Annotated in this window: 19 protein-coding genes and 3 tRNA genes; 14 read left to right on the top strand and 8 right to left on the bottom strand. The window is 68.4% G+C overall.

What is annotated here, in order from left to right; genetic code table 11:
* Window positions 1-48: 48 nt before the first annotated feature.
* Complete coding sequence (locus DX914_RS04020) at window positions 49-432, top strand: lysozyme inhibitor LprI family protein (RefSeq protein ID WP_115857758.1); 384 nt, start codon at window positions 49-51, stop codon at window positions 430-432.
* A gap of 54 nt (window positions 433-486) precedes the next feature.
* Here the strand turns inward: DX914_RS04020 and DX914_RS04025 are convergent, their stop codons facing one another.
* Complete coding sequence (locus DX914_RS04025; RefSeq protein WP_115857759.1) at window positions 487-2,655, bottom strand: TonB-dependent siderophore receptor; 2,169 nt, start codon at window positions 2,653-2,655, stop codon at window positions 487-489.
* 204 nt (window positions 2,656-2,859) lie between these two features.
* Here DX914_RS04025 and kdsB point away from each other — a divergent pair, with 204 nt between their 5' ends.
* The 8 genes from kdsB to DX914_RS04065 all read left to right on the top strand — a co-directional run bounded on the left by kdsB (window position 2,860) and on the right by DX914_RS04065 (window position 8,569).
* On the top strand, window positions 2,860-3,639 hold the full coding sequence (gene kdsB, locus DX914_RS04030; protein ID WP_115857760.1) for a 3-deoxy-manno-octulosonate cytidylyltransferase: 780 nt from the start codon (window positions 2,860-2,862) through the stop codon (window positions 3,637-3,639).
* Window positions 3,640-3,641: 2 nt separating this feature from the next.
* Window positions 3,642-4,118 (top strand): low molecular weight protein-tyrosine-phosphatase, encoded by a 477-nt coding sequence (locus DX914_RS04035; protein WP_115857761.1) that lies wholly within the window; start codon window positions 3,642-3,644, stop codon window positions 4,116-4,118.
* A 303-nt stretch (window positions 4,119-4,421) separates the two neighbouring features.
* Window positions 4,422-6,308 carry an excinuclease ABC subunit UvrC gene (gene uvrC, locus DX914_RS04040; protein ID WP_115857762.1) on the top strand — a complete coding sequence of 629 codons (1,887 nt, stop codon included), beginning with the start codon at window positions 4,422-4,424 and terminating at the stop codon, window positions 6,306-6,308.
* Window positions 6,305-6,880, top strand: coding sequence for a CDP-diacylglycerol--glycerol-3-phosphate 3-phosphatidyltransferase (pgsA, locus tag DX914_RS04045; RefSeq protein WP_115857763.1), 576 nt, complete (start codon window positions 6,305-6,307; stop codon window positions 6,878-6,880). Before uvrC ends, pgsA begins: the two co-directional genes overlap by 4 nt.
* A gap of 139 nt (window positions 6,881-7,019) precedes the next feature.
* Window positions 7,020-7,095: transfer RNA gene (locus DX914_RS04050), tRNA-Gly, on the top strand.
* A gap of 200 nt (window positions 7,096-7,295) precedes the next feature.
* The gene (locus DX914_RS04055; RefSeq protein ID WP_115857764.1) at window positions 7,296-8,081 is read left to right on the top strand and encodes a TSUP family transporter; all 786 of its coding nucleotides are present in this window, start codon (window positions 7,296-7,298) and stop codon (window positions 8,079-8,081) included.
* Window positions 8,082-8,317: 236 nt separating this feature from the next.
* Window positions 8,318-8,391, top strand: a tRNA-Cys gene (locus DX914_RS04060).
* Between the two features lie 91 nt (window positions 8,392-8,482).
* Window positions 8,483-8,569: transfer RNA gene (locus DX914_RS04065), tRNA-Leu, on the top strand.
* Here the strand turns inward: DX914_RS04065 and DX914_RS04070 are convergent.
* The 4 genes from DX914_RS04070 to DX914_RS04085 all read right to left on the bottom strand — a co-directional run bounded on the left by DX914_RS04070 (window position 8,570) and on the right by DX914_RS04085 (window position 10,206).
* Window positions 8,570-8,959 carry a VOC family protein gene (locus DX914_RS04070; RefSeq protein WP_115857765.1) on the bottom strand — a complete coding sequence of 130 codons (390 nt, stop codon included), beginning with the start codon at window positions 8,957-8,959 and terminating at the stop codon, window positions 8,570-8,572.
* Entirely contained in the window at window positions 8,956-9,249 is a 294-nt protein-coding gene (locus tag DX914_RS04075) for an ArsR/SmtB family transcription factor (protein WP_196778815.1), read from the bottom strand. The genes DX914_RS04070 and DX914_RS04075 overlap by 4 nt, the downstream gene beginning before the upstream one ends.
* Window positions 9,250-9,366: 117 nt before the next feature.
* Complete coding sequence (locus tag DX914_RS04080) at window positions 9,367-9,963, bottom strand: cysteine hydrolase family protein (RefSeq protein ID WP_115857767.1); 597 nt, start codon at window positions 9,961-9,963, stop codon at window positions 9,367-9,369.
* 3 nt (window positions 9,964-9,966) lie between these two features.
* Window positions 9,967-10,206 (bottom strand): hypothetical protein, encoded by a 240-nt coding sequence (locus DX914_RS04085; RefSeq protein ID WP_115857768.1) that lies wholly within the window; start codon window positions 10,204-10,206, stop codon window positions 9,967-9,969.
* 229 nt (window positions 10,207-10,435) lie between these two features.
* On the opposite strand from DX914_RS04085, the gene DX914_RS04090 reads away from it, so the two are divergent.
* The 3 genes from DX914_RS04090 (at window position 10,436) to DX914_RS04100 (ending at window position 13,594) form a co-directional block, all read left to right on the top strand.
* Complete coding sequence (locus DX914_RS04090; protein ID WP_115859124.1) at window positions 10,436-11,059, top strand: hypothetical protein; 624 nt, start codon at window positions 10,436-10,438, stop codon at window positions 11,057-11,059.
* 43 nt (window positions 11,060-11,102) lie between these two features.
* Window positions 11,103-12,101, top strand: coding sequence for an SDR family oxidoreductase (locus DX914_RS04095; protein ID WP_115857769.1), 999 nt, complete (start codon window positions 11,103-11,105; stop codon window positions 12,099-12,101).
* Between the two features lie 113 nt (window positions 12,102-12,214).
* On the top strand, window positions 12,215-13,594 hold the full coding sequence (locus tag DX914_RS04100) for a hypothetical protein (RefSeq protein WP_115857770.1): 1,380 nt from the start codon (window positions 12,215-12,217) through the stop codon (window positions 13,592-13,594).
* Between the two features lie 7 nt (window positions 13,595-13,601).
* On the opposite strand, the gene DX914_RS04105 is transcribed toward DX914_RS04100, so the two are convergent.
* Together DX914_RS04105 and DX914_RS04110 are read right to left on the bottom strand one after the other, a co-directional pair.
* Window positions 13,602-14,378: a LytR/AlgR family response regulator transcription factor gene (locus tag DX914_RS04105; RefSeq protein WP_115857771.1), complete on the bottom strand. Its 777-nt coding sequence runs from the start codon at window positions 14,376-14,378 to the stop codon at window positions 13,602-13,604.
* Window positions 14,375-15,484: a sensor histidine kinase gene (locus DX914_RS04110; protein WP_115857772.1), complete on the bottom strand. Its 1,110-nt coding sequence runs from the start codon at window positions 15,482-15,484 to the stop codon at window positions 14,375-14,377. The genes DX914_RS04105 and DX914_RS04110 overlap by 4 nt, the downstream gene beginning before the upstream one ends.
* Before the next feature lie 195 nt (window positions 15,485-15,679).
* Between DX914_RS04110 and DX914_RS04115 the strand changes: the two genes are divergently transcribed.
* The gene (locus DX914_RS04115) at window positions 15,680-16,027 is read left to right on the top strand and encodes a hypothetical protein (RefSeq protein WP_115857773.1); all 348 of its coding nucleotides are present in this window, start codon (window positions 15,680-15,682) and stop codon (window positions 16,025-16,027) included.
* A 41-nt stretch (window positions 16,028-16,068) separates the two neighbouring features.
* Here the strand turns inward: DX914_RS04115 and DX914_RS04120 are convergent, their stop codons facing one another.
* On the bottom strand, window positions 16,069-16,353 hold the full coding sequence (locus tag DX914_RS04120; protein WP_115857774.1) for a hypothetical protein: 285 nt from the start codon (window positions 16,351-16,353) through the stop codon (window positions 16,069-16,071).
* A 281-nt stretch (window positions 16,354-16,634) separates the two neighbouring features.
* Here DX914_RS04120 and DX914_RS04125 point away from each other — a divergent pair, with 281 nt between their 5' ends.
* Window positions 16,635-17,918: a nucleotide sugar dehydrogenase gene (locus DX914_RS04125; protein WP_115857775.1), complete on the top strand. Its 1,284-nt coding sequence runs from the start codon at window positions 16,635-16,637 to the stop codon at window positions 17,916-17,918.
* Window positions 17,919-17,968 lie beyond the last annotated feature (50 nt).

The following is a 17,968-nucleotide window of genomic DNA, read 5'->3' on the forward strand; positions in this document are numbered from 1 at the left end:
GCGAAGATCGACACCCCAAGCCCCAGCGCCACTATCGCCAGGAGCCCCATGCACAAGTACAGCGCACTACTGGCCGTTTGCTTGCTGCCAGGCTGGGCCCTGGCCGCCGACGACGACCAGGTCGATCCGGAACAGGCGGAAAGCGACATGACCGCTGCCTATCAGGCCACGCTGGATCGCCTGACCGCCTTGAGCGCATCGCGGCCCGAAGCCGCGGCGGCGCGCCAGCGCTTCATCGAGGCGCAGCAGCTATGGGAGCGCTACACGACCGAGCAATGCGCGGCCGAAGCGGCGCTGCACCCGTTCAAACAAAGCCCCAGTCGGGCCGAGGCCTATCAGAAGATCCTGAGCATGCAGTGCCGCGGCGTGCACGCGCAGTTGCAAGCCGATCACTTGAACAATTACTTGCGCAACATCCTGCCGCAAACCTGAGTTTCGAGGCATCGGTGCCGCCGACCCAACAGAGTCGGCGGCATCGCCACGCCCTCAGAATCGATAGTCCAGGCTCAACATCGCATTGCGCGGAGCGCCGTAATATCCCTGCGCCCAATACAGGCTATTGATGTATTTGCGATCGGTGACGTTGTCCAGGTTCAGGCTCGCGCTGAACTTTTCGTTGAAGCGATAGCGCGCCATCAAACCCAGCAGCGCATACGATGGCTGTCGGGTGACGATGGGGCGCCCGGCCGTGTCCTGCGCGCCCTGGTCGCGGTGGATCTCGTCCTGCCAGCGCAGCTGCGCGCCCACGCTCAATCCCTCGATCGCGGCGATGTCGTAGGTGGTGGACAGCCGCAGCGTGCGGCGCGGCACGTAGGTGCGCGCGTCGTCGCCGTCGGCGTCCTCGATGCGCAGCTGGGTGTAGCCCGCGGCCAGCTGCCAGCCCGGCGCAACGCGGCCGGTCACTTCCAGCTCGAAGCCGGTCGAGGTCGCGTCGATGCCGCGGTAATACGAACTCAGGGTCTGAGTGTCGTAACCCGCGTACTCGGCGGTGTTGTCCTGCTCCACGCGGAACAGCGCCAGGCTGGCGTTGAGGCGCTGCTCGAACCATTCGCCCTTCAAGCCCAGCTCGGTGTGGCGGCCCTGCACCGGCTCCAGCACCCGGTGGTTCACGTCCACCTCGGTCTGCGGATTGAAGATGCGCGCATAGCTGGCGTACAGCGACAGATTCGCGTCCAGGTCGTAGACCGCGCCCAGGTAGGGCGTGGTGCGGTCGGCGCGGTAGCGGTGCGCGGTACCGTAGCTTTGGCCGCTGCTTTCGATGCGGGTGTGGTTGGCACCGGTGATCAGCTTGAGCCGGTCCGACAGGTTCCAGCGCGCGCTCGCGTACAGGCTGTCGCGGCGGGTCAGGAAATCCGCGCCGTTGGCATAGGCGTCGAAGCTCGGACGCGGATAAGCGCCGGTCCATTGCTCCATCGGCGGCAGCGGCGTGCCGATGTCGGCGCTGTACCAGGACAACTGATTGGACTGGTTGCGCGCGCTGTTGAGGCCCAGCATGAGCTCGTGGCGGCGCCCGCCCAGTTCGAAGCCGCCGCTGGCGTACAGGTCGGCCAGGCTTTCGTACTCGGTGCTGTTGAAGTTGGATGGATACGAAAACAGGCCCAGGCCGGTAGCGCGGTCGGGCGTGCCGTAGACGTAGAACAGATCGCCGCCGCCTTCCAACTCGCGATAATTCAGCGCGGCGCGCAGGGTCCAGTCGCCGCCCAGCGCCTGCGACAGCTCGGCATAGGCGCGGGTGTCGGTGGTGTTCCAGTACGACCAAGGCACCGACGGATTGGTGGACACGTCGTAGTCGGTGGCGCTGCCGTCGCTGTAGTACAGCGGCAGCGCGCCCCACATCGGCGCGGTCGGCCGGTTGCGCTGCTGGCTGAAGCCGACGGTAAGCAGGGTGCCCGGGCCCAGGTCGGCCTCGAGCGCGCCGGCGAACACGCGCTTGTCCAGCGCATAGCGGTCCAGGTAGCTGTCGCCGTCCTGGTAGGCGGCCACCGCGCGGCCGCGCAGGCTGCCGGCCTCGTTGAGCGGGCCGGACAGGTCCAGGTCCAGGCGGCGGCGGTTCCAACTGCCCAGGCTGAGCCCGGCCGTGCCCTGGAACTCGCGGGTTGGGCGCTTGCGCACGAAGTTCACCGTGGCCGACGGGTTGCCGGTGGACGAGAGCAGGCCGTTGGCGCCGCGCAGCACCTCGATGCGCTCGTACACCGCGGTGTCCAGGTCGCCTTCCTGGCCGCCGTTGGTGAACGGCAGGCCCAGCCCGTCCATCTGGAAATTGGTCACGTCGAAGCCGCGCGCGCTGTAGTAGGTGCGGTCGGTCTCGATCTTCTCCACGTTGACGCCGGTGGCCGTGGCCAGCACCGCGTTGGCGTCGTCCAGGCCGAAATCGTCCATCTGCTCGCGGGTGATCACGCTGATCGACTGCGGCGTCTCGCGTGGCGACAGGTTCAGGCGGGTGGCGGTGGCGCTGTTGCGCACCGCGTAGCCGTCCAGGCGCTGCGCGGTGACTTCCACGCCTTGCAGGTCGGTGGCGTCGCTGCCGTCGGGCACGGTCTGCTGGGCCTGGGCCAGCGCGGGCGCGAGCGCGGCCAGCAGGCACAGCGCCAACGGCGAGCGCGGCAGGGAACGGAGGGGGAGCGGGGCGGTGACGCGCGGGCGAGGGGAGGGCATCGTGGTTGTCGATAGAATGAAAGGGGCACGGAAACGGACGCGCGCGCCGCCGGTGCGGCGGCGAACGGTCGTCGGAGGGATGGCTGGCCGGAGCGCTGGCAGGACCGGCTGGCTGGCGGCGCCCCGGGCGGGCGCGCGGCGCGGCATCCTTGCCGAATTGCTAATGAGATTTATTCTCATCTTTATCAGGACAAAGGTCAAACCATGACGGCTGCCGCCGCACTCGAATTCGTCGTCGCCATCCCCGCGCGCTACGCCGCCACCCGCCTGCCGGGCAAGCCGCTGCGCCTGCTCGGCGGCGAGCCGCTGGTGCTGCACGTGGCGCGGCGCGCCCTGGCCGCGGGCGCGCGCGAGGTCTGGATCGCCACTGACGACGAGCGCATCGCCCAAGCCCTGGACGGCAGCGGCGTGCGCATAGCCATGACCGACACTGCGCACGCCTCCGGCACGGACCGTCTGGCCGAATGCGCGCGCATCGCCGGCTGGTCGGACGACACCGTGGTGGTGAACCTGCAGGGCGACGAGCCGTTCGCGCCCGCGGCCGGCGTGCGCGCCTGCGCGCAGGCCTTGCTCGACAGCGGCGCACCCATGTCGACCCTGGCCGCGCCGGTGAGCGACGTGGAGACCCTGCTCGATCCCAACGCGGTCAAGCTGGTGCGCGCCGACAACGGCGATGCGCTGTACTTCAGCCGCGCGCCGATCCCATGGCCGCGCGACGAGTTCGCGCGCGACCGCACGCGCATGCCGCAGGGCGGCCCATGGCTGCGCCATATCGGCATCTACGGTTACCGCGCCGGCTTCCTGCAGCGTTTCGCCGCGATGCCGCCGGGCCGGCTGGAGCGGATCGAATCGCTGGAGCAGTTGCGCGTGCTCGAAGCCGGCCACCGCATCGCCGTGGCGCTCACGCCCGCGCCGTTCCCGCCCGGCGTGGACACGCCCGAGGACCTGGCGCGCGCCGAAGCGCAGCTGGCGCGGGAAGCCTGAGCATGCGATTGCTCGTTGTCTGCCTGGGCAACATCTGCCGCTCGCCGGTGGCCGAGGGCGTGCTGCGCGCGCGCATCCAAGCCTCGACCCTGGCCGGCCAGGTCGAGCTGGATTCGGCCGGCACCGGCGACTGGCACGTGGGCCAGCCGCCCGACCGCCGCGCGATCGCCAACGCCGCCGAGCACGGCATCGACATCGCCGGCCTGCGCGCGCGCCAACTAGGCCCCGCCGACTACCGCGACTTCGATTGGCTGCTGTGCGCCGACCGCGCCAACCTGCGCGACGTGCGCGCACGCATGCCGCACGGCGCTCACGCGCGCGCGGCGCTGTTGTTGGATTGGACCGGGGTGGAGCACGAGGGCGAGGTCCCGGACCCCTACACCGGCGGCCCGGCCCAGTTCGAGCATGTGTTCCAGCTGCTGGACCGCGCCGCCGACGGCGCGATCGCGCGTTTGCGCCAGGAATTGAGGCTGCGCTAGCTGACGCTTGCGAGCCTCAAGGCAAAGCCGCCCTCATCCGCCCTCCGGGCACCGTCTCCCGCAAGCGGGAGAAGGGACCGCTCTATGGCCCCTCTCCCGTTCACGGGAGAGGGGTTGGGGTGAGGGCTCGCGCAACGCCGCACTCGCGCCGCGAGCCTCCATCACCCACCTGAATCCAGATCCCGGATCGCGCATCTTGCGTTCGCGCATAATCGGCCTTATTCACCAACCGATGCCCGTGCCAGCGACCGCCCGCCCGAACCCAGCCTCATCGCCCGCCGCGCGGCGCGCACAGGAGCGCGCATGAACGCGGCCGCGTTCGACGGCAAGGCCTTCGTCAAGAAGCTCAGCACCGCGCCGGGCGTCTACCGCATGATCGGCGCCGACGACAAGGTGCTCTACGTCGGCAAGGCCGGCGCGCTGAAGAACCGCGTTTCCAGCTATTTCAACGCCACCCCCAAGTCGGCGCGGATCATGGCCATGCTGGCGCAGACCGCGCGCATGGAGGTCACGGTCACCCGTACCGAGACCGAAGCGCTGATCCTGGAAAACCAGCTGATCAAGTCGCTCAAGCCGCGCTACAACGTGCTGCTGCGCGACGACAAGAGCTACCCCTACGTGCTGATGACCCAGGAGGCCTGGCCGCGCATCGCCATGCACCGGGGCCCGCGCGCGATCCCGGGGCGCTACTTCGGCCCTTACGCCAGCGTCGGCGCGGTGCGCGACACCCTCAACCTGATGCACAAGCTGTTCCGCCTGCGCAGCTGCGAGGACAGCGTGTTCCGCAACCGCTCGCGGCCCTGCCTGCAGCACCAGATCGGCCGTTGCAGCGCGCCCTGCGTGGGCCTGGTGCAGGCGCGCGAATACGCCGAGAGCGTGCGCCGCGCCGGCCTGCTGCTGGACGGGCGCAGCGACGAGCTCACCGACGAGCTGGGCAAGGCGATGGAAGCGGCCAGCGCGCGCCTGGATTTCGAGAGCGCCGCGCGCCTGCGCGACCTGGTCGTGTCCATCCGCACCTTGCAGGCGCGCCAGTACGTGGACGGCCGCGCCGCCGACCTGGATGTGCTGGCCGTGGCCATGCAGGGCACCGCCGCCTGCGTGCTGCTGCTGGCCTTCCGCGACGGCCGCAACCTGGGCACGCGCGCCTTTTACCCGCAGACCCACGGCAACGACAACCCCGAGGAAGTGCTGGCCGCGTTCGTGTCGCAGTATTACGGCGAGCAGCTGCCCCCGGGCGAGATCGTGCTCGACCGCGACATTCCCGACCGCGAACTGATCGAACAGGCGCTGTCGGCCGCGGGCGAGCGCCGCGTGCAGATCAAGTGCAACGTGCGCGGCGAGCGCGCCGGCTATCTGGACCTGGCGCGCCGCAACGCCGAGCTGTCGCTGGCCGCCGAGCGCACCAGCCACGCCGCCCAGCTGGCGCGCGCCGAAGCGCTGCGCGACATGCTGGGCATGGCCGCGCTGCCGGCGCGCATCGAGTGCTTCGACATCAGCCACACCATGGGCGAGGCCACCGTGGCCTCGTGCGTTGTGTTCGACGCCGAGGGCCCGGTGCGCGGCCAGTACCGCCGCTACAACATCGCCGGGATCGAGCCGGGCGACGACTATGCGGCGATGAACCAGGCGATCGAACGGCGTTTCCGCCGCGCGGTGGAAGACAACGGCGTGGTCCCGGACCTGCTGCTGATCGACGGCGGCGCCGGCCAGGTCGCGCAGGCGCGCGCGGCGATGGCGGATTTGGGCGTGGAAGGCGTGATCCTGGTCGGTGTGGCCAAGGGCCCCGCGCGCCGCCCCGGCGACGAGGAACTGCTGCTGCCCGACGGCCGCACCCTGCGTCCCGGCGCCGAATCGCCGGCGTTGCAGCTGATCCAGCAGGTCCGCGACGAGGCGCACCGTTTCGCCATCACCGGCCACCGCGGCCGCCGTCAGAAGGCGCGCAACAGCAGCCGGCTGGAGGACATCCCGGGCATCGGCCCGCGCCGCCGCGCCAGCCTGCTGCGGCATTTCGGCGGCCTGGGTGGGCTAAAAGCGGCCGGCGTCGAAGAAATTTCCCGGGTCGAGGGCGTGAATGCCGCCCTGGCAGAGCGCATCTATGCGACCCTGCACGGGTTGGACGCGCCGGATGCCGGCGCCCCGGCCAAGGCCACCCCCAAAGCGGCCAACGGCGGCACGCGGAGCGAAGGATGAAGTTGACCGTACCCACCATGCTCACCCTGGCCCGGATCGTGCTGATCCCGGTCCTGGTGGTCGTGTTCTATCTGCCGTTCAAGTGGACCAACTTCGCGGCGGCCTTCATCTTCGCCTTCGCTTCGATCACCGACTGGCTCGACGGCTGGATCGCGCGCCGCTACAACCAGTACTCGGCCTTCGGCGCCTTCCTCGATCCGGTCGCCGACAAACTGATGGTGGCGGTGGCGCTGCTGCTGATCGTGCAGAAGCATCCGACGGTGTGGATGACGCTGTGGGCGGCGGTGATCGTGGGCCGCGAAATCGCGGTTTCCGCGCTGCGCGAATGGATGGCCGAGCTGGGCCAGCGCGCGACGGTGAAAGTGGCCAGCATCGGCAAGATCAAGACGGTGGTGCAGATGCTCGCGCTGGTCTGCCTGCTGTACCAGGAACCGCTGATGGGCCTGCCGACCTTCCGCATCGGCGAGTGGATGCTGGCCGCGGCCGCGCTGCTGACCTTGTGGTCGGGGCTAGCGTATTTGCGTGCGGCATGGCCTATAATGCGCGCAGACGCGAAACGGCCCACCAGTTGAAGCTGGCCGGTCCAATCGAGTCGCCGGACCCGGCAACGGGGCCGGGGCGCCAGGGCTGAACGCCGGGCGCCGGGCTGTAAAGAAAACGGCGACAGGGTGTTGACAGTTTTCTTTCCATGCCTAAAATGTCGCTTCCTCTGCGGGAATAGCTCAGTTGGTAGAGCACTACCTTGCCAAGGTAGATGTCGCGAGTTCGAGTCTCGTTTCCCGCTCCAAATTCGAACGAAAACAGGGCCCCCCGGGCCCTGTTTTCGTTTGCGCGCCTCTATATTGGCGCGCCTCTTTGAATGTTCGCGTAGCTCTTGCTCGTCATCCCCGCGAAAGCGGGGATCCAGAGACTTCAGAGTCGTGCTTCGATAGAGCCCGATGTCCGCTTCGCGGGAATGACCAGCAAACGCAGCACCAAGGAACCTCCGTGCCCGAACTCGCCCTGCAGATACTCCTGCTGCTGTTCCTGGCCGGCCTGCTGGCCGGCTTCATCGACGCCATCGCCGGAGGCGGCGGCATGGTCACCATTCCGGCCATGCTGCTGGCCGGCATACCGCCGCTGCAGGTGCTGGGCACCAACAAACTGCAGTCGCTGTTCGGTTCGGCCTCGGCCAGTTGGGCCTACGCGCGTCACGGCCACGTCGATCTGCGCGAACAACTGCCGATGGCGCTCACCGCCGCGCTGGGCGCGGTGCTGGGCGCCTTGCTCGCCACCGTGGTGCCTGCCGGAGTGCTCAAGGCGGCGCTGCCGTTCCTGCTGATCGCCATCGCCGTGTACTTCGGCCTCAAGCCCGGCATCGGCGATGTCGAACGCCACCGGCGCATGAGCGCGTTCGCGTTCGGCGCGACCGTGGTGCCGCTGATCGGTTTCTACGACGGCGTGTTCGGTCCGGGCACCGGCTCGTTCCTGATGCTGGGCTTCGTGAGCCTGGCCGGTTACGGCATTCTCAAAGCCACCGCGCACACCAAGTTCCTCAACTTCGGTTCCAACGTGGGCGCGTTCGCGGTGTTCCTGGCCTTCGGCGCGGTGCTGTGGAAGGTGGGCCTGGTCATGGGCCTGGGCCAGTTCGTCGGCGCGCAGCTGGGATCGCGTTTCGCGATGAAGCAGGGCGCCAAGGTGATCAAGCCGCTGCTGGTCACCGTATCGGTGCTGCTGGCGCTGCGCCTGCTCGCCGACCCCGCGCATCCCTTGCGGCTGTGGCTGGGATTCTGAGGCCCGCCGGCGTGGAGATTGCCTTGGGTGGTCGGATCGGGCCATAATCGCCAACCCGCTCGGGGCAGGGAGGCAGCACGTCCCCGCACCGTTCGGATCGAGGCAGGGCTTAGGCCCGCCTGCTCGGTATTCGGGGAGCGATCCCCAGACAGAGCCCCGCATGCGGGGTTTTGTTTTACCGGCGCGGCCCGTTTGGGCAATCGCCGGTGCAAGCGTTATGCTTGCGACCGTCACCTGGCCGGGTGGCAGAGTGGTTATGCAGCGGACTGCAAATCCGCGTACGCCGGTTCAATTCCGACCTCGGCCTCCAAATTGAAACCCCGCTACGGCGGGGTTTTTCTTTGCCCGCGATAGACGCACGGCCGCCGCGCCGTGGCGTAAGCTATCGCCGCGCGGTCCATGCCCGGATGGCGGAATCGGTAGACGCAGCGGACTTAAAATTCGCCGGCCTCGCGGCCGTGCCGGTTCGAGTCCGGCTCCGGGCACCATCAGGCCTTGATTTGAACCAGTTGGATCAAGTTGCCGCAGGTATCGTCCAGTATGGCCATGCGTACGTTGCCGGCATCCTTGGGCGGTAGTTGGAAGCTCACGCCCACCGCTCGCAGCCGTTGGTACTCCGCGTCGATATCGTCCACCTGAAACGAAGTCGCCGGAATCCCGTCCTCTACCAGCGCCGCCTTGTAAGGCGGGACGGCCGGGTGCGCGCCGGGTTCGAGCAACAGTTCGGTGCCGGCCGGATCCTCGGGCGAGACCAGGGTCAGCCATCGGTATTCGCCCAAGGGAATGTCGTGCTTGAGCACGAAGCCGAGCTTTTGCGTATAGAAGTCCAGCGCCGCAGCCTGGTCGTCGACGAACACGCTGGTGACATAGATTCTCATGGCCGATTTGCTCCGTTGAGGTGTTGGGACAGCCAGGCATCCGCCGCGTCTTGCAGCGGCTGCAGTTGCACGGTGTGCAGCTTGGTGCGGCCCGTCCAAGTGATGCCGATCAGCCCGGCCTTCTCCAGCATGTCCAGATGCTGGGTGACGGCCTGCCTGGACACGGCTTGGCCGCCCGACGCTGCTGCGAAGGCGCAGATCTGAAACAAGGACTGCCCGGGCTCGCGGCGCAGTTGATCGATGATCTGGCGCCGCCGCGGGTCGGCCAAGGCCTTGAAGATGCGGTCCATCTGCTCCGGGTCCATGGCTCATTAAATGCAATAAAAGTATTGCATGTCAATAGCCCGGGACCGAGCGCCGGTCGCTGCAGCGCGCCCGCGGTTGCTGCGGCTGCGCATCGACAGTCGTCAATCGCCGGTCATTTCGCGCTGGGTAATCCAGGCCGACTTGCGCGCGTCCACCTCCAGGGTTTCGCGCAGCAGGCGCAGCGCGCGCGCCTTGCGCGCCGGGGTCAGCGCCGCGGTGCAGTCCTCGGGCACGTACAGGCGGTAGTGGCGCATGTGCCCCTCCAGCGAAGTGGCCAGCACGCAGCTATCGGTGGCTATGCCGGTGATAACCAGCTTGCTCACGCCCAGACGCTCGAGCAGGGCCTGCAGCGGCGTGTCGTGGAACGCCGAATGCGCAGGCTTGAGTACGAAGTAGTCGTCTGCCTGTGGGTGCAGCAGTTTGATCAGGGGCGCACCCAGCTCGCTGTCGCCGCAGGTGGCGACTACTTGGCGGAAGTCCGATCGCCACTGGCCGTAATTGTCGTTGGCGTAGATGATCGGCAGGCCGAGCGCAGTCATGCGCGATTTCAAACCGGCGATGCGGCGCGCACACGGCAATGCCGCCCGCGCCAGCGCGTCCCCACCTGGGAAGTCGAAAGCGTTGATCATGTCGACCAGCAGCAGCGCGCTGGCTGTCGTCGGCTTGCGCCGAGGGGACGGGCGAGCCGCCTTGGCCATGCGTCAGCCGATTAAGGCCGGCATCGGCATCGCGCTGCGGCCCATGCGCAGCGACAGCAGCCGCTTCAGTGCGCTCAGATCGTTGCTGTCGCAGGAATAGCAGAAGTCGTTGCGCACGCCATGGTAGTACTCGTAACGGGCGCCATCGGCGCTCTTGCGGATCGTGCCGAGATCCTGCGTGCCGTGCGTGACGTTGATGCGCCAATTGTGATCGGCGCCGATCTCGTTGTAGCCCAGTTCCATGAGCACCTCCTGCAGCCGGATCCATGAATGGTTTTGGGCTGCTAAAGCCACCATAAACCCACACGGGTTGCTCAGAGGTGAAGCGAACGTTTTCTTGATGAATTGTTCAGTGTTGCTTTTCGTTCGTCGCCGTTCGTTCGACGCCCGCGTCACGCTCGCGCGCTCAGGCTGATGCAGGCGCAGATGAACACGCTGCTGCGTGCGTTAACCCACTTAAGGAGCGATGGACATGGCCAAGAAGCACGAATACCGCGCCGACCAATTGCAGGAACTGCTGCTGCAGGCGTTGGAAACTGAACGCGGTGGCATCAAGATTTACGAGACGGCGGTCACGCTGGCCGTCAACGAAGACCTGAAGAAGGAATGGGGCGAGTATTTGGAAGAAACGCGCACGCACGAACGTGTGCTGATGAACGTGTTCCAGACGCTGGGCCTCGATCCCGAGCAGCAGAGCCCTGGACGCAGCGTGGTCGCGCATCAGGGCGCGTCGCTGGTCGCGGCGATGGAAATGGCGCGCGATCAGGCCGGCGCCGATGCGGCGCAGTTGGTGGCCGGCGAATGCGTGGTGCTGGCCGAAACCAAGGATCATCTGAACTGGCACCTGATCGGCCATCTGGCCGAGCACGGCCGCGGCGATGAAGTCGCCGTGCTCAAGGCCGCGTTCGAAGCGGTGGAAAGCGACGAGGACCATCACCTCTATCACACCACCGGTTGGACCCGCGAGCTGTGGATCGAGTCGCTGGGCCTGCCGGCGGTGCTGCCGCCGCCGGAAGAGGTCAAGCAGGTCGAAACCGCCATCGGCGCCTCGCGCGCGGAGCAGGCGCGCGACGACATGGTCAAGCGCCGCCATTGATCTGCAGCGACGCTGAGGCCGCATCCAGACAGGAGCCACCGCCATGACCCGCAAGGCCGCGAAAGCCGATACCGGCGCCGACAAAACCGCTAGCCGCCAGCGTGCGATCCAGCGCGATGTGGACGCGCGCGACCGGCGCAAGCCCGACCAGGGCAAAGACGAACCCAAGCCCGTGCAGGCGGGCCTGGCCGAACAGCCGAAGAATCCGATGCCCGCACAGCATCTGCGCAAGCCCGGCAACGAGGCCGACCTGGCGCTGCAGCCGCGCTTCCTCGCACCGGATTACGCCGGCAGCGGCAAGCTCGAAGGCATGGTCGCGCTGATCACCGGCGGCGACTCGGGCATAGGCCGTGCGGTCGCGGTGCTGTACGCGCGCGAAGGCGCGCACGTGGCCATCGCTTACTTGAACGAGCACGAGGACGCGCAGGAAACGGCGCGGTATGTCGAGGAGGAAGGACGCCAATGCCTGACCCTGGCGGGCGACGTGCGCGATCCCGAGTTCTGTGCAGACGCGGTGCGGCGCACCGTCGAGGAGTTCGGCCGCCTGGACGTGCTGGTCAACAACGCCGCCTTCCAGCTCCACAGCGAACGCCTGGAAGACTTGAGCGACGCGCACCTGCAGGAAACGTTGCAGACCAACATCGCCGGTTATTTCCACATGGCGCGGGCGGCGCTGCCGCATCTGCAGCGCGGCGCGTCGATCATCAATTCCGGTTCCGAAACCGGCCTGTTCGGCAGCAAGGCGCTGCTGGACTACTCGGCGACCAAGGGCGCCATCCACGCCTTCACCAAGTCGCTGGCCAGCAATCTGCTCGAGCGCGGCATCCGCGTGAACGCGGTCGCGCCCGGGCCGGTGTGGACGCCGTTGAATCCGGCCGATCGCCCCGCCGAGGACGTGGCCGAGTTCGGGCGCGACAGCGACATGGGCCGGCCGGCGCAGCCGGAGGAAATCTCGCCGGCCTATGTGTTCCTGGCCTCGCCGGTGTGTTCGTCCTACGTCAGCGGCATCGTGCTGCCGGTGATGGGCGGTCCGCGCGGCTAGCCTTGCCGGCAACCGCGTCCGCTCGCGCTGCGCGGCTAACGACAGGCGCCGGCCACGTTGTAGGCCTATCCTTGGTCGTGGGATGCTGAGACCTGCTACCAGGCAGGGACGGCATGATCTTCTCGCGACGCGCGCAGCAGCGCCGGTTGGATACGTTGGCCACGGCGTTGCCGGCGGCCTCGCTGGCCGGTCTGGTGCAGCGCCTCAACGGCCCGGTCGATGGCCGCATGGCGGCGGAATGGGAACTGGTGTGGCTGGCGGCGTTGGCGCCCTCGGTATCGCTGGCTTATGAGCAGGCGCTGGCGGACGGGCGCGAGCCGGACCTGCATCTGACCCTTGCCGGCGGACGCGAGCTGGTCGGCGATATCACCTACGCCTCGGACAAGGGCCTCAACGAACGCAATCCTGTGGATCGGTTAGGGCCGGAGCTGAGCCGCCTTGCGCGCAAGCATGGATTGGTGGCGAATCATTTTCGCCTCGATATCGGCAGCGAGCGCGAAGGCGAGTACGGCGACGAGACGGTCAGGCTTGCCTTGCCGGAGAGGTCGCAGTTGCAAGCGCTGTTCAAGCGCCATGTCGAACCTTGGTTGCGCGCGGTCGCCAAAGAAGACTTGCGCGAGCCCCTGCGGTATCGCGAAGACGGCGTCGAGTTCACCCTGTCGTACCATCCTGAGCAGGCCTACTACAGCAGCAGCTATGCATCCTACGCCACGCCGTACTCGCTGACCCAGAACCCGATATACGCGGCATTGCGCAAGAAGGCGCGGCAACTGGGCGCGGCGCCCGAGGCTGCGCTCAAGCTGGTGCTGCTTTGCGACGGCGGCTGCAATGCGTTGCGGGCGAGCAACTACAACATGGGAGGAGCGGTGTCGGCCGAGCAGATCGTGCAGGAGTTCCTGCGGGGGACGAAGTCGGTGGATGCGGTTCTGCTGGTCGCGGTGGTGGAACCGGGTCCTATGCCGTTCGGACAGCGTAAGCCGCTGTACCTGGAGCATCGACTGCTGGTGTCGTCGCGACTGGGCGATCCACGCAGCGGACCGCACGCGCGCGACCTGGCCGAATTGGAGGCCTTATTGAGCGCTGCCGCCGGTCGCCTGCCGATGCCGGTGCGCACGCCGCTCAACGCCACGCACCGCCTGGACGAACTCAGGCGCAAGAAGCATGGATACCCTTCGCACACCGCGGGGCGATACCACTATGGGGGAGAGGGCTACATGATCTCGTCGCGACTGCTGCACGAGCTGCTGGCCGGCGCGCTCAGCTTCGAGGAATTCCAGCGCGCGCACGGCTGGGACCGTCCGGAGCGTCAACCCGGAAACATCTTCGCGCACATGCTGGCGCAAGGCCGGCCTATCGCGGCGATGGAGATCGTGCCGGGCGAGGCCGACGACGATGACGATTGGTATCGGGTGCGCTTCGGCGAAGCGGATGCGGCGATCGGGCCGTTCCGCCTGCCCGTTGCGCGGTCGGGCCGCGGGCAGGCGCCCGACTAGGGTAAGTTCAATCCTGCCGCTGCGTGGTCGCCAGGCGCAGGAAGGCTTCGTGCTGGTAGCGGCTCATGCGCAGCTGCTGGCCGGTGTCCATGGTGACCACGTGGTGGCCGTTGAACCAGGGGTGGATGGCCTGGACCCGGCGCACGTTGACGATGGCCGAGCGGTGGACGCGGGCGAAATGGCGCGGGTCCAGACGTTCGGCCAAAGCGGTCATGGTCTCGCGCAGTTCGTGCACACGGTCGGCCAGATGGATCTGCACGGTGTTGCGCGAGGCGCGGATCCAGACGATGTCGTCCACCGCCACGAACACCACGCGTTCGTCCACGCGGATAGGAATGCGCTCCAGGTAGTCCTCGCGCTTGCGCAGCGACTCCAGGGTTTGCAGGATGCGCGCGGCCGACACCGCCTCGGCGCCGGCCGAGGCCAGGCGCGCCTTGGCCCGCTGCAGGGTGGCGGCGAAGCGTTCGCGGCTGAAGGGCTTGACCAGGTAGTCCACCGCGTTGGCCTCGAACGCGCGCACCGCGTACTGCTCGTAGGCGGTGACGAACACGGTGGCCGGCATGCGCTCGGCGCCGATGCTGGCGACCACGTCCAGGCCGGTCATGACCGGCATCTGGATGTCCAGAAACACCAGGTCCGGCGCCTGATTGCGGATCGCCGCCACCGCCGAGGCGCCGTCGCCGCATTCGCCCAGGATCTCGATCTCCGGGTCCTGGCGCAGCAGGCGCAGGATCGCGTGGCGCGCGATCGGTTCGTCGTCGATGACCAGGGTCGCCAGGCTCATGCCGGTGCATGCTCCGGCGCGTCCTCGGATTCTTCCAGTTCGCGGTAGGGCAGGCGCAGGCGGCAGGCCACACCCTGCGGCCAGATCATGTCCAGACGCAGCTGGCCGGCCTCGCCGTACAGCTCCCGCAAGCGCAGGCGGGTATTGGACAGGCCGATGCCGTGGCCGGCCGGGCTGGCGTCGGCGTCGAGTTCGCTGTTTTGGTTGCGTACCTCGATGCACAGGCTGTCGCCTTCACGCCGCGCTTCGATCTCGATGCGGTCCTCGCCCAGGCGCTGGCCGATGCCGTGGCGGATGGCGTTCTCGACGATGGGCTGCAGCACCAGACTGGGCACGGCGCAGTCCAGCACGTCGGGGGCGACGTAGATGCGCGTGCTCAGTCGGTCCTTGAAGCGCCGGTTCTGGATGCCCAGGTACAGATCGAGCAGGGCCAGCTCGCGGCGCAGGGTGATTTCCTGACCGTCGTAATCCTCCAGGAACGCGCGCAGCAGATCGCTCAGGCGCAGCAGCATGTCCTCGGCCGACAGGGTGTCCTCGTCGAGCAGGGTGGCGATGGCGTGCAGGGTGTTGAACAGGAAGTGCGGCTGCAGCTGGGTCTTGAGCACCTGTAGGCGCGACTGCGCCAGTTCGGTGGCCATGCGGCTGGCCTCGAGTTCGCGCTGCGCCTTTTCGGCTTGCAGGCGCAGCAGGTGCTGGATGCCGAGCAGGGCCGAGTAGGTGATCAGACCGGTCAGGAACTGCTTGCCGACGAACTGGCCGAATTGGTCGCCGAAGGAACTGGGCTCGAAGGCGGTGGACACCGCCGCGCCGACGAACACCGCGACGAAGGTCAGGCCGACGCTGGCCAAGGCGTGCCGGAGGATCGAGCGTAGCCGCACCGGCGTCTGGATCGGATGGCGCTCGCCCAAGCCGAACACGATCGGCGCCAGCGCGGCCCAGGCGAACCATTGGATCGCCGACCAGCGCCAGTAATCGAACGGCGACCACACCGTGCCTTCCTGCACGTCGCGCAGGCAGCCGTGCAGGGCGAACACCAGCACCACCACCGACCACAGGGCCAGGTAACGGAACAGGCCGATCTCGTTGTGGCCCAAGCGGACGGTCATGGACGGGCGTGCTGGCGGGGTTTGCGCATCCTAGGCACAGGCCGGCGGAGCTGAAAAGCGCCATGAGCGCCCGGCTGCGATTGGTCACGCGGCCACGACGATTCGTCCCGAATCGCTATCGCGACCCCCGCCGCCTACGCGCAGATGGATGCGCCGGCAGCCCGCCGGCCCTCGCCGACCGACGGAGATCGCCCCATGCGTCCGATCCGCTATGCCGCCCCGATCCTGCTGTGCGCGCTCGCCGCGCAGGCCGATGCCCATGCGCGCACGCGCTACCTGGAACTGGTCAATCGCGCCCGCGACAGCGTGGTGTCGGTGGCCGTGACCGACGGCAGCGGCTCGCGCGAACTGCCGATCGGCGAGCCGCTGCGTGGCGGCGGCGCCTCGACCACGCTGCAGATCGACGGCGAAGGCTGCCGCTACGAACTGCGCGTGACCTACCTGGACGGCAGCAAGCAGCGTTATCCGGACCTGGACCTGTGCCGTCAGCGCAGCCTGCACTTGCGGCCCAGTCCGCGCGCGGCGGCCGGGCAGGGCGGCTGAGGCGCATTGCGCGAGCGCCCTGGTTTATGGCCAGGGCCGGTTTACTGCGGCAGCGCCACTTGGGTCAGATCGCCCGGCAGCAGCCGCAGCGGCGCACGCGGGGCCATGAGCTCGCTGTAGCGCACCTGGGTGCCGACCGTGAGCCGGCCGCAGGGGCCGAAGATCTGTACGCGCACGTCCACGCGGTAAGCCTTGGCGTGCTCGACCGCGTCGCGGCGTGCCGCTTCGCTGGCCGCGCGCAGGCTGGGGTGGCACTCCACCGTGGCCGGCGAGCAGATCGGGCGGCCCAGCGGCCGGGGTTCGTGCAGTTCGACGCGGTACGGCATGGGACGGTTCCGTGAGCCAGGAAGAACCGCGACGGCCGCGCAGGTGGGCGTCCCTGTCCGCCGCGGTGCGGCGTCCCTATCCCTGGACCCGGCGCGGCGGTCGGGCCAGGGCAGTGTGCGCGGGCGTCCGCGCCGTCGCAGTCGGGGGATGCCGCCAAGGCGTGTAGGAAAAGTCCGACAGCGCGGCCGCCGCCTATAATCCGGGAGGCCCGCCGCACGCACCGCGGCGGGCGCACGCACGGGGCCCCGGCTCCGCGGACGACTCCCAGCCAGGACCGCGCATGCCCAAGGTCGACCTCCCCAATGCGCGCATCGCCGTGGTCGGCCTGGGTTATGTGGGCCTGCCGCTGGCGATCGAGCTGGGCAAGCGCTACGACACCCTGGGCTACGACATCGACGCCGAGCGCGTGGCCGCGCTGCAGGCCGGCCGCGACGGCAACGGCGAAGCCGGCGCCGAGGAGTTTGCCGCCGCGACCCGGCTGCGCCTGAGCGCGGACGCCGCCGACCTGGCCGGGCGCGAGGTGTTCGTGGTCACCGTGCCCACGCCGGTGGACGAGCACAAGCGCCCGGACTTCGGCCCGCTGGTGCGGGCCAGCCGCGCCATCGGCGAGCGCATGCAGGCCGGCGCGCTGGTGATCTACGAATCCACGGTCTACCCGGGCGCGACCGAGGAGATCTGCGTGCCCGAACTCGAGCGCGCCTCCGGGCTGCGCTACAACGTGGACTTCTTCGTCGGCTACAGCCCCGAGCGCATCAACCCCGGCGACCGCCAGCGGCGTCTGGTCGACATACCCAAGGTCACCTCGGGCTCCACGCCCGAAGCGGCGGATCGGGTCGACGCGCTCTACGCCAGCATCATTCGCGCCGGCACCCACAAGGTCTCCAGCCTGCGCGTGGCCGAGGCGTCCAAGGTGATCGAGAACACCCAGCGCGACGCCAACATCGCCCTGGTCAACGAGTTCGCGCTGATCTTCCAGCGCCTGGGCCTGGACACTACCGAGGTGCTGGAGGCGGCGGGGACCAAGTGGAATTTCCTGCCGTTCCGCCCGGGCCTGGTCGGCGGGCATTGCATCGGCGTGGACCCGTACTACCTGATCCAGAAGGCGCAGGCGGCCGGCTACCACCCCGAAATCCTGCACGCCTGCCGCCGCATCAACGACGCCATGGGCGAGCACGTGGCCGGCGACCTGGTCAAGCGCATGATCCAGCGCGGCCTGGCCGTGGCCGATGCGCGCATCCTGATCCTGGGCCTGGCGTTCAAGGAAAACTGCGCCGACCTGCGCAACACCCGGGTCATCGACCTGGCCAGGCAGCTGGGCGAATACCGGGCGCGCGTGGACATCCACGATCCCTGGGTGGACGCCGGGCACGCGCGCCGCGAGTACGGCGTGGAGGTGCTGGCGCAGCCGCCGCAGGGCGCCTACGACGCGGTAGTGCTGGCGGTGGCGCACGAGCAGTTCCGCGCCCTGGGCGCGGCCGGCGCGCGCGCCTACGGCCGCCCCGGCGCGTTGCTGTACGACATCAAGAGCCTGTACCCGCGCGATCAAGTCGACGCGCGCCTGTAATCGCGGGGGTGGGTCCGGCGCGCGGCCCGGCGCGCTATGCTCGGCGCAGC

This window comes from Lysobacter silvisoli, from assembly GCF_003382365.1.
GTDB lineage: Bacteria > Pseudomonadota > Gammaproteobacteria > Xanthomonadales > Xanthomonadaceae > Lysobacter > Lysobacter silvisoli.

Excerpts from the sequence above, each read along its gene's own strand:
- DX914_RS04020 (WP_115857758.1), top strand. The coding sequence starts at position 49 with ATGCACAAGTACAGCGCACTACTGGCCGTTTGCTTGCTGCCAGGCTGG.
- DX914_RS04025 (WP_115857759.1), bottom strand. The coding sequence starts at position 2,655 with ATGCCCTCCCCTCGCCCGCGCGTCACCGCCCCGCTCCCCCTCCGTTCC.
- kdsB (WP_115857760.1), top strand. The coding sequence starts at position 2,860 with ATGACGGCTGCCGCCGCACTCGAATTCGTCGTCGCCATCCCCGCGCGC.
- DX914_RS04035 (WP_115857761.1), top strand. The coding sequence starts at position 3,642 with ATGCGATTGCTCGTTGTCTGCCTGGGCAACATCTGCCGCTCGCCGGTG.
- uvrC (WP_115857762.1), top strand. The coding sequence starts at position 4,422 with ATGAACGCGGCCGCGTTCGACGGCAAGGCCTTCGTCAAGAAGCTCAGC.
- pgsA (WP_115857763.1), top strand. The coding sequence starts at position 6,305 with ATGAAGTTGACCGTACCCACCATGCTCACCCTGGCCCGGATCGTGCTG.
- DX914_RS04070 (WP_115857765.1), bottom strand. The coding sequence starts at position 8,959 with ATGAGAATCTATGTCACCAGCGTGTTCGTCGACGACCAGGCTGCGGCG.
- DX914_RS04075 (WP_196778815.1), bottom strand. The coding sequence starts at position 9,249 with ATGGACCGCATCTTCAAGGCCTTGGCCGACCCGCGGCGGCGCCAGATC.
- DX914_RS04080 (WP_115857767.1), bottom strand. The coding sequence starts at position 9,963 with ATGGCCAAGGCGGCTCGCCCGTCCCCTCGGCGCAAGCCGACGACAGCC.
- DX914_RS04085 (WP_115857768.1), bottom strand. The coding sequence starts at position 10,206 with ATGGAACTGGGCTACAACGAGATCGGCGCCGATCACAATTGGCGCATC.
- DX914_RS04090 (WP_115859124.1), top strand. The coding sequence starts at position 10,436 with ATGGCCAAGAAGCACGAATACCGCGCCGACCAATTGCAGGAACTGCTG.
- DX914_RS04095 (WP_115857769.1), top strand. The coding sequence starts at position 11,103 with ATGACCCGCAAGGCCGCGAAAGCCGATACCGGCGCCGACAAAACCGCT.
- DX914_RS04100 (WP_115857770.1), top strand. The coding sequence starts at position 12,215 with ATGATCTTCTCGCGACGCGCGCAGCAGCGCCGGTTGGATACGTTGGCC.
- DX914_RS04105 (WP_115857771.1), bottom strand. The coding sequence starts at position 14,378 with ATGAGCCTGGCGACCCTGGTCATCGACGACGAACCGATCGCGCGCCAC.
- DX914_RS04110 (WP_115857772.1), bottom strand. The coding sequence starts at position 15,484 with ATGACCGTCCGCTTGGGCCACAACGAGATCGGCCTGTTCCGTTACCTG.
- DX914_RS04115 (WP_115857773.1), top strand. The coding sequence starts at position 15,680 with ATGCGTCCGATCCGCTATGCCGCCCCGATCCTGCTGTGCGCGCTCGCC.
- DX914_RS04120 (WP_115857774.1), bottom strand. The coding sequence starts at position 16,353 with ATGCCGTACCGCGTCGAACTGCACGAACCCCGGCCGCTGGGCCGCCCG.
- DX914_RS04125 (WP_115857775.1), top strand. The coding sequence starts at position 16,635 with ATGCCCAAGGTCGACCTCCCCAATGCGCGCATCGCCGTGGTCGGCCTG.